This is a genomic window from Hyphomonas sp. (assembly GCF_040882205.1).
Classification (GTDB): Bacteria; Pseudomonadota; Alphaproteobacteria; order Caulobacterales; family Hyphomonadaceae; genus Hyphomonas.
Map to the genome: position 1 here is coordinate 1 of NZ_JBBEBT010000353.1, position 10,412 is coordinate 10,412.

Annotated in this window: 5 protein-coding genes; 1 reads left to right on the plus strand and 4 read right to left on the minus strand. The window is 65.3% G+C overall.

The window, feature by feature from the left end:
• From WEA77_RS15430 to WEA77_RS15440, 3 genes are all read right to left on the minus strand, one after another.
• On the minus strand, window positions 1-4,067 hold a 4,067-nt coding region (locus WEA77_RS15430; RefSeq protein WP_368068761.1), incomplete at its 3' end, for a serine protease.
• A gap of 98 nt (window positions 4,068-4,165) precedes the next feature.
• Window positions 4,166-5,236, minus strand: coding sequence for a TIR domain-containing protein (locus WEA77_RS15435; protein ID WP_368068762.1), 1,071 nt, complete (start codon window positions 5,234-5,236; stop codon window positions 4,166-4,168).
• A gap of 100 nt (window positions 5,237-5,336) precedes the next feature.
• The gene (locus WEA77_RS15440; protein WP_368068763.1) at window positions 5,337-9,038 is read right to left on the minus strand and encodes a toll/interleukin-1 receptor domain-containing protein; all 3,702 of its coding nucleotides are present in this window, start codon (window positions 9,036-9,038) and stop codon (window positions 5,337-5,339) included.
• 290 nt (window positions 9,039-9,328) lie between these two features.
• Between WEA77_RS15440 and WEA77_RS15445 the strand changes: the two genes are divergently transcribed.
• Complete coding sequence (locus WEA77_RS15445; protein ID WP_368068764.1) at window positions 9,329-9,937, plus strand: cytochrome b/b6 domain-containing protein; 609 nt, start codon at window positions 9,329-9,331, stop codon at window positions 9,935-9,937.
• Here WEA77_RS15445 and WEA77_RS15450 read toward each other — a convergent pair.
• Complete coding sequence (locus tag WEA77_RS15450; protein WP_368068765.1) at window positions 9,924-10,316, minus strand: cytidine deaminase; 393 nt, start codon at window positions 10,314-10,316, stop codon at window positions 9,924-9,926. The genes WEA77_RS15445 and WEA77_RS15450 overlap by 14 nt on opposite strands.
• Between the last annotated feature and the right edge of the window lie 96 nt (window positions 10,317-10,412).

A 10,412-nucleotide genomic window follows, 5' to 3' on the forward strand; every position in this document is an offset into this window, starting at 1 on the left:
CGCAACTCCCTCGCTGTCATCAGGACATATGTGAAAGCCGTGCCGTCGTCCGGCGTTTTCACAACATATTTCTTGCCGTCCACGGATGAGACCTCCGGCTTCGGCGCAAGCCCCGCCGCCGTCCTGAAGCTCGCCCAGTAACCCGTCGGCGTATCGCGCGACTCCGGCGTCATCACAGACCCCTTTACCACCTGGCAACCCGCCGAATAATGATCCGCGCCCCAGTTCGCCCGCGCGCCGAGCCCGGCATGAATATTGTCCCAGATCCCGATCTCCCTGCCCGAATCGGTCGCCATGTCCCAGCGCACATTGCCGCTCCGGAAGCTCAGCTCCGGGCTTGCCAGCCGCATCACGCACAGGCGGGATTTCTGCCGGAACGCGCCCGGCTGGCGTGTCTTGCCGCCATCCGCATGCGTGCCCACGACATGCTGGTAAACGCCGGGCGGCAACAGGTTGGCCCCGTCGCCGACTTTCCTGTCAGCGCGCGCCTGTACCGAGTTCCACAGATACCCCACGGCCGGCACGGTCGATCCCGGGCACAGCCAGATCAGGTCCGTTTCCCGGTCCCACACGCCCATCACGCAGTTATAGCCCACATGGTTCGGCTCGGTTTCGGCAATCGGCAGCTGCCCGGTAAATTCCGCAGGCGCCCCTTCGCGCGGCAACGCCTTTGGCACCGCGCCACGAATGCCGAACAGGATCCGCCGGCTCCAGTTCGCGCTGACCGGCGTCGAGGCAAAGGCCAGCGCCTGACGCAGGACCGCGCCGTTGAACTGGAAACTCATGCCATTGTTGAGATCGATCGGCAGGTGCGCCAGATGCTTCGTGTCCGGATGGTCGACCAGCGCCGGCCACTGCGCCTTCGGCTTTGGATTCAGCTCGCTGAAAGGCGCGGCGCTGCCCGATTCCAGCGTATGCACGTCCATGCTCTCATAGCCGGTATCGGCCGTGTCGCGTCGCCCGTCCATGTTCTCGAAGAAGGCGGCATCATCTTCCGGCACCACTTCGATCCGGGCCCCAGGAGCCGTGCCCGGTTGCACAGGGGCACGCACGGGTGCCACGACAGGCGCCGCAGGTGCGGGTGCGGGTGCGGGTGCGGGTGCAGGCTCCGGCGCTGGTGCAACAGACGGCGTCACCGGCGCAGCCACAACCGGATTCGCCGCCGGCGCATCCGCCTTCTCCGCCCGCACCGCCGCGATGATCGCCTGTATCCACAGGCCCTCATTCGCCTTGTAGCTTTCGTTCGGCTTTCGCACCCGTCCCAGCGGTTCATCCGTGGTCGAATGATGTATGCCGATCAGCTTCAGCGACGAGGTGCTGAGCACGGGGCTGCCGGAATTTCCGGGCTCGGTCGGCGCCCGGTAATGGATACGCACCGGCTGCGGCGTCGCCTTGGCGGCCGGGTTTTTCAGCTCATGGTCGATGATGTAATTGTGCTCGAACGTGATCTCCAGCCCGCGCCCGTTCGGATGGCCCACAATGAACACGCGCGGCGCCCGTGACGGCGCGTCCTTGTCCGCCTGACCTGTCTGCGTGCTATGGCGCAGCGGCAGCGAGTCCTGGATTTCCAGTTCGCCCAGCAGCCCCTCCGGCTGCTTGTGCAGGCGCAGGATCGCGCAGTCATGCGTCTTGCTGTCCGAGCGCCAGAAGATTTCCGATACCTGGTAGATTTCATCCGGGTTCAGGTCTTCGAAGAATATGCAGGCCTCAGCCGAGCGGATCGACGCGCCAGCATAGCTCTTCTCATCGCAAACCACATGGTCATTGGTCAGGAACACATACTCGTTCGCCAGCGCCGGGTGAACGTGGCGCCCGTGCAGCAGGAAACCCGTGCCCACAGCCCGCCCGTTCGGCGCGCACACCTTGCCCACCGACTGCGACAGCTTGAGCACCTTGCGGATATCCGCCGCGGGCATGGCCTTCACGCCGTCCAGCAGCGCCTCCAGCTCGTCCGCCTCCGGCCCGGCCGTCTCCGCCATGGCCTCGATCTCGTCGATGGTCAGCGACACCGTGGCCATCGAGCGCATCGCCAGCTGCGCCATCTGGCGCACGATATGGCTCAGGGCATTGTTCGCCTTCGGATCAATGCCCCACATTTCCACCAGCTGCCGGCGGGTCGCGTTCAGCGCGAAGGGCTTCTCCTTCGCCTTTTCCAGATAGGCCGTGTAATGAACAATCGCCTCGGCCTCTCGCCCGAGGTAGAGCGCTGCGTCGCCCGCATTTGCCAGCTCCCAGTCGGAACCCGAGCCGCCCTTCTTCGCCCCCTTCAGGATCGCGCGCGCCCATTTCGCCGCATCCGCCTTCTTGCCAAGCGTGATGGCGCGTGCGTCCGCCGCCCGCATCAGGCCCAGCAGGTTCACCTGATGGAACTCCGGGTCCGGCTGCGCCGACTGCATCGTCGCGGCCATGCCCTGCATGTAGAAGGCATATGACCGCTCAAAGGCGAGGCGCGTCGCCTCGTTCAGCTCTTTCGCGCGCACCGCCCGCTGCTTCCAGATCCGCCCCTGCAGGCCAAGGCAGTCGGAGAGCAGCCCAGGATCATTCTCGAAATCCTTGCCCGCCAGCTGGATCGCCTTGGTCAGGAACGCCTCGGCCACCATCGGCGGCAGCGGGTCGCCCTGCTCCGCCCGCGCCAGGTCCGCGAGGCTCGGCGCGCCGTTCATCTCCACATCCGCCGACGCCCCGAAATAGTGCAGCCAGCCGATCTCCACCCCGCCATCGCGCACCGCCGTTGCCAGCGACATCAGCGCCTTGAACTCCCTCCGGTCCCGCAGCTTCTTCGCCACCCCGCGCAGCTGCGTGCGGTAGCGTTCCGGATTGCTGCGCACCAGCGCTGCATAATCGTCCACCGCCGTATAGAGCTGGCTCACCAGTTCGCTGAGGCCCTCGTCCGCCAGCCCGTCCGGATGGGCAAGGCCCTCCAGCGAGGCGTCAATCGCCGCCTCGGTCTCCGCCGCGACCTGGGCGCCGTCCATGATCGCGCGGAGGGCCGAACCCGAAACCGCCGCCGGCGACACATCTTTCGCCGGAAACAGCTCGGCATCGTCTGAAAAGTTGAACCCCTCGCGCTGCTTCATCAGCCGCGTGAACCGCGCCTTCGCATCGGCAATGATCTCGTCGCGGTCGCGCTGTGTCAGTTCGTCGGACAATTCCACCTCGCCGCAGAACTGCCGGAACAGTTCGCGCAAGCGCGCATCGGAAACGTCCGTCCCGCTCATATGGGCCTGGCGCAGCCGCTCGCGCGCCTTCGGAATGGTGCCGATGCGCAGCCGGTCCGGATTGGTGTCCGTCGCATCAATCGAGTAAACGATATAGGCCCGCTGCAGCGGCTTGCCCTGCACATCGCGCAGCAGGTTCTCGCGCGCGTCGAAATAGACCTCGCCGGGGTCCGCCCCGCCGCCGGCGATCGCCGCCCAGGTGCCCGTCGTGAATGTCTCGTTCCCCGTCGCCGCCAGGCTCAGGATCACACCGACAATCCACGGCGTCTGCTCGTCCGGCAGCAATTCCTTGATGCCCTTCAGCGCCCCATCGATGCCCGCGCCCGCGATCCCGCCCAGGATCAGCATCTCGCCCTTCGGCAACAGCTTCGATCCGGCCCGCGCCACATCCACAAGCTTGCGCCCCGCTGCGTTCGACTTGAACAGGTGCAGCCCGATATTGATGTCCACCGACCCGTCAAACCGTTCCGGTCCGAAGAAGGTGCGCCCGCCGAAGGCATAGTTGCCGTGCGATTTCAGGTTCGGATGCGCTTCCGGGTTCGGGCCCATCACCGCCACCTGCGGCAGGTCGGTATCCGTCGGCCGGCGCCAGGTCGCGTCCGCAAAGATCAGCGGCACCTGCCGTGTCAGCCCCTTGCGCGCCTCCGGATGGTAGAAAGACAGGACGCTGATCGAGAGATAAACGTCCGAATTGGCCGCAATCTCCCGCGACACAACCGGCGAGCCCTGCGCCGGCGTCAGTGCGATCTTGCGCGGCGGCACCGGCGCCTTGACCATGATCGACTTCCAGTCAAACCCGCCGCCGCCTTGTTCCGTCTGGGCTTCTGCCCCCCGCTTGCGATTGGCCATAGTGTCCCGCTCCGGCTCGCTGATGGCCCAAACGTTATGTCAATCATGCGCATCAGGGAAGCGGGTTCGTGCGGCCCTCGCTGCAGCGCGAACCGGCCTCAGGGGGCGGGCGCCGGCGTCTGATAGTCGAACATCACATCCGCCCGCCGGTTGAAGGGTGACTTCACACCCGGCGCCAGCGGCTGCGACGAGCCATACCCGATCCGGGTGATCAGCATCTCGTCTACGCCCTGCGCCATCAGCCATTGCGCCACCGTGTCCGCCCGCCGCTGCGACACGGCTTCCGCATAGGACGGACTGCTGAGCAGATCATCATGCGCCTCGATCCGCACCTCGATCAGGTCACACCCGAAGCTGCGCGTCAGCGCTTCCTCGAGCACCGAGACCGATTGCGGCTTCAGGTCTGCGCGGTCAAAATCGAAATACACCCGCGCCGTGCCATCCCCGCAGCCGTCATCGGCAAACACCACGCCCTCGGGCGGCGGCACAGGCGCTGCGTCCTCAACCGGCGCGGCCTGCGCCAACCCTTCCGGCGCTGCCTCTGCCGGCTCACCCGTGGTCATAGCCTCCTGATCGGCCGGCTCTTCCAGCGCCGCAATTTCGTTCGTCGACAGAAACTGGTTTGCTGCAATGGCGCCCACCGCCGCAAAGGCCAGCGCGCCAAACACGATCCCCAGCTGCTTCGCGTTCGGGCCAGGCCCGTTCAGCTCCCTCGCCGCCCCCCGCGGCGCAGGCGGCACCTGCGCCCCGCCTGCCACCAGTCCCGGCTGCCCCAGCGTCCGCGCCAGCGCCCGCATCAGCTTCTGCCACTCCGCCCCGTCCGTGCGCCCATGGAATCCCGTAAAATCGATCTGCTGCATGCCCTCGAACGCCACCGGCACATCCAGTTCCCCCAGCCGCTCGATCGCCAGCGGAATGAGACACTTGCGCTTCAGTCCGATCGAGCACTCCTGCTTCACCCACGGACGGCTCAGCGAATGCTGGCTCCACAGGCTCACAACCGCCCCGGCCGTCTTCACCTCCCGGTCCAGCACATCCGGAAACACATCGCCCCCGTCCAGCCCCTCGACATCAAAGAACACGCTCAGGCCGGCAGCCTCCAACCCGGCTTTCACCTGCTCCGCCAACGCAAGGTCCGCCCGGGCATAAGAAAGAAAAACATCAGCCATCAGAATAACCACCTACCACGTACGCAACATAAAAACCCTATCCTGCCTGCTGGAGAGGAAGGGCCCTTGGGAAGCAAGTGAGGTGAGGGCCTCCCGACGCTCAACGGAACGCCCAGCCAAACACCGCCCCCGCTGCTGCCTCCCACCACGGCGCCGGCGGCGGCGAACACACATCCTCCCCCTCCCGCCCGCGAAGGATCGGCGCAGCGAAGATCGCGACATCATCCAGCCGGCGCAGAAAGGGCACTCCGTCTGCCTCAGGCGTCCCCACGAGTTTCGCGGCACAGACCTGCGCAATGTCATCCGGAGAGGCCTCCCGGCGCGCTGCCCAGCCAATGTCCAGCTCAACCAGCCGCCCATCGAGTTCCGAAATCACCAGCCGTCCGGCGCCCTGCTGCCAGACTGCATCCTGATTGGCAAAACTGCCCGACCAACCCGAAAGCTCCGCAAATGTTGCCGTGTCAAACTGCCGGACAATTCCGCCCTGAATCAGCACGATCATCCGTCGCCCATCATCCGAAAACCGGACCTCTGCCTCGCTCGTCTCGATGAAGACCGGGTCGCTCCTCATCGTGCCGGTCGCGACATTCCAGAAGCGCAGATACCCATCATTGGCAACCGTCACGAGCGTCGCGCCATCCGGAGAGAATTCTGCCCCCGTCGGAAAAGTGGGATGCGGCAGAATGCCTGCCGCGAGTTCGCCCGTCTCGAGGTTCATAAGCGTTGCCCCGCGCAACGGATAGTCCATAAGCAGCGCCGCCTGCCGGCCGTCAGGCGCCAGTGAAGCGCCGACGATGGACACCTCCGGCGTGACAACCGGCTGGATCAGCGCTCCATCTTCCGCAGACCAGAAACCGATCCGTTTGTCGCTCCAGATGGCGATCAGCGGTTCATGGACGCTCATGGCAACGCGCGAGAAAGGAAGGCTCTCTGTCTCGGCTTTCAGGTCCGCGTCTGTCCAGACCGCCATGGGCGCGCCAATGGCTGCTCCGGTCTCCAGATCAACGAGCTGTCCGTTGCCGTTGGTCAGAATAACCATCCGTCCACGGATCGGCATGACCCTGAGGACCATGTCGTCGATCACCACCGGCCCCGCGACCGGCCCCATCGTCTCCGTGTCCCAGATCGTCATCGTGGCGTCATACTGCAGTGTCACCAACCGCCGCCCGTCCAAGGCAAACTGCATCTCCGAAATCGATGCCGGATGTTCAAGGAGCGCCTCGCCGTTTTCGCCCGTGCCAGTATCCAGCAACTGCACGACGCCCTCAAAAGAAATCGCCAGCCGGGGCGAACCCGGGTCAAACACGGCTTTGAAAGACCCCGGCGGCCCAAGCAATAGTTCGCCGCCAATCTGTTCGCCTGTCGCCGCATCGCGCAGCACGGCCCTGCCCGACGCGTTCCACACCAGCTGGCGCGTGCCGTCCGGCGAGAGCATTGCCCCGGCCGAAGCGCCGATATCGGATTTCCCCCTGAGCGCAATCGTCCTCGCCGGCCCTGCGTTCCAGATGCGGGCCTCATTGCCCTCGAGCGTCAGCACCCGGCTGCCATCGCCAATGAATTGCGGCGGCACAATGGAGTTGTTGTGGGTCAGCGGCGCGGGAAGATGCTCGGTCAGGTAAACCGTGTCCCAGAAGTAGAGCTCGTCATTGGCATTGTGCGTTATGGAAATGCGGCCATCCGGCGAAAGCGCCGCATGCGTTACAGAGCTTGCGGAGTCCCCTGAAACGGGTGTTTCCGACACCTGCCCATCGCTCAGGTTCAGGCGCACCGCCCGGCGGCCATTCCAGGCGAGGTAGTCCTGACTGCCGGCAATTCGACTGACGCCGTTCCAGCTTTCCGGATTGCCCTCTGCTTGCAGCTCCGGCTCCAGCAACGGCGCGCCAGTGAGACTATCCCAGATCTGCACGCCGCTCAGATAAGAGACTGTGGCGAAAGACGTATCGTCGGCGCCGATATCCACGTCTCCTTCCAGTTCATCGGTGAGGATAACATCCCCGACAGCCGCGCCGGTATCTGCATCCCAAAGCTGAACACTGCCGATTGGCGAGATGGTGGCGATGCGCCGAAGCTTGTCGAGGAACACGGCCCGCTCGGCAATATCCGGAAAGCCCGCCCGGGTAATCCGCTCGCCCGTCGCACCATTCCAGATCTCGATACTATCGGTGTCTTCCTGCAGCGGAACACTCAGATCTTCCGCCTGCCGCGAAAGCTCCCAGTCGAAGTCTCCGGTATTGCGCCGAAGCAGGACACGGGACCCGTCCGGCGACACCAACCCGCCCCAGTACTGACCGCCCTCAGGATCAAACGGCCCGGCAACGATCTCTCCGGTGGCCGCGTCCGCCAGGAACGCCGCACCCAGCCGCACGACCAGCACCTTCGCCCCGTCCGCCGTCAGCGCCGCCCCGACCGAAGGTTCGGCCCGGCCGGGAAACTCAGCAAGCTTCTGGCCTGTCGCGATGTCGTAGGTTCGCACGGTGCCATTCGTCAGCCCCGCCGCCAGCCGCCTGCCATCCTCCGACATCCCGGCATGGATCAACCCCAGCGCATCCTCCCCCGCTTCGAGACCCAGCGGCGCTGGTAGCCGCGTACCATCACGCAGCGAAATCACATACGCGCCCCCGCTGTTCCACGCCGCCACATACTCGCCCGTCGGCACAAGGAGTTCCTGTATGTCTCCCAGCTCGGGATTGATCGTGAGCGTCTCGCCCAATTGCAGGCCCGTTTGCGTATCCCACACGAACACCGAAGAAATGGGATTTGCCGTCACCAGCCGCGTGCCGCCGAGCGCCGGATAGGCCCGCGCGATCACCGGGTCGAGCGGACGGTCTTGTGGAAACGTCTGCCGGACAGTCGCGACATGCGCGAGCGCTTGCGCCATCTTTGCAAACGCAGCCTTCGCTTCATCCGTAGACGGCCTCAGGAACGAGTCGCGCGCTGCCAGAATCGCGATCTGCAAGGCGCGCCGGTACTCGCCGTCATTGAACAGCTGATACGACGTCCGCGCCAGCATCAGGCTCTCGCTCCGGCCGAGGTTGCGCTGCCCGTTGACCACGAACCACGCCCCCGCCAGCGTCGCCGCCAGCGTCGTCACCGCGAACACCGCCGTCACCCGCCGCCAGAACGCACGCACCGCCGCGTCGCGTTTTATCTGCGCCCGGCTAGCCGCAATCCAGGCGAGGAACAGCGCGCCCGGCTCCGGCTCATTCCTCGGCCGCGACACCGCCCAGCGTTCGGCTTCTTCTACTGCGCCCTCGCGCAGCAGCTTGCTCTTCGGCCGGCCGGCCGTGTCCCACTCCTGCACCCGGGCGTAATATTTCCGCCCGTCCCGGTGCCAACCGACGTTCATCTCCAGCGCCGAAACCAGCGCCGCCAGCGCCGCGTCAAATCCGGGCCCGCCATCCGAAAAATCAATCCGCACATTCAGCGCAGACAGCCGCGGCGGCGCCTTCGCAAAGTCAACGCTGCGCGCCAGCACCGCGATGATCCGCTTGCCCAGCGCCCGCGCATACGCGATTTCCTCATCGCACACCGCGCTCGCCGCCGAATCCGGCGACACGAGGAACACCATCACGTCCGCCGACGCGATCATCTCCTGCAGCCGCTTCCACCACTCGTCCTCAGCCGAAATCCCTGCGCTCACGTTGCCGGGATCATGCGCCGCCTGGTCATAGTCCGCGAGAAACCCCGCCTCCATCAGCCCCTCGGCAACGCGTGCCACCAGGCCCGCATCCTTGCGCGAATAGCTCAGGAACACCCGCGTGCGGGCGTCATCCGAAGATTGCTTACTGTTCTCTTGTTCCACCATCGGCTCCTGCCGCTGAACGCGCTTACGTCACCGTAAAATCAGCGCGCTGGCAAGGCGCTCAATCGACTGCCCGAATACCCGGGGCCGCCGCCAGGAGCTTCCTCAGCGCGGGGGAAGGGTCGGCCTGCCTGCCGCGCCGCCGCATCGGATTTCGTCCGTTCCCGCGAGTGCAATTGCGCTGCAAACTCAGCGGCGCGGGAGGGAAACTTCGTATCGACGCAGCCTTGCGATCCCTTACTTTCGCCTGAGCGTCCTGCCCGCTTCCTCCATCCCAAATCGAGATCCCCTTGCTGACGATCATGAACCGCGTGCGCCTTTACCACGCGCTGCTGGCAATCCTCGCGATCGCGGCCTACCTCACCGGTGAGATGGATCGCGTTCATGCTTGGCTCGGCTATGGCGTCCCTGGCGTGATCGTCCTGCGCCTCCTCTGGGCGCTGGGCGGCGAGCGGCAGGTCGGCCTGATGCGGTTCTATCCAAAATTCGAGGGCCTGAAGCTAAAGGGCGCAGCCACTCATCCCGCCATCAGCCGCGTCCTGATGCTCGGCATAGCCCTCAGCCTGCTGACGGTCACCGGTACAGGCATAGCGATGGACCAAGGCCGATCAATCGGGTTTGGCAAAGCAAGCGCAGAGCGCGCTGAGCCTGTTTCGGTGCCCGAGGGCCGTGTCAACTATAGCTACTCAGAAGAAGACGAAGAGAGCGAGGAAGCAGGCGAGGAGGACGCAGAGGAAGGTCCACTGCCGGGGGCCCACGAGTTGGCAGGCAATCTCTTGCTCCCTCTGGTCGCAATGCACGTGGCCTATCTGCTGATGTTCAAACGGCCGCTCGCGAAATTCATGCTCTTCGTGCCGCGCGGCGCCAAAAAGAAGTCGCCGCCAGCTACTTCAGCTTGAATGCATGCGGCAACAGTTCTGAAAGCCAGTAGACCTCCTCCGCGCCCTCCGGTGTAAAGCAGAGCACCTCCAGGTCTGAGCCAAACTCCGCCAGCACCTGCCGGCAGATCCCGCAAGGCGTGCCAGGCTCGGCGCCGTGGGTCACCACCGCCACCGCCCGGAATTCCCGATGCCCGGCGGCCACTGCCGAAAACACCGCGGTCCGCTCCGCGCAGCACGTCGCCCCAAACGTCGCATTCTCCACATTGCACCCGGCCACAATCTCCCCCGACGCCGTCAGCAGCGCCGCCCCCACCCGGTAATCGGAATACGGAACATAAGCCCGCTCCTGCACCGCGAGGGCGGCAGCCTTGAGGGCGGGCCAGTCGACATCGCTCATCGGAATGGCGGCTCGTCAAACGCGCGCAGCTTGCGGCTGTGAAGGCTTGCGCCGCCGTCCTGCGAGAGGCGTTCCAGCGTTTCAATCCCTATACGG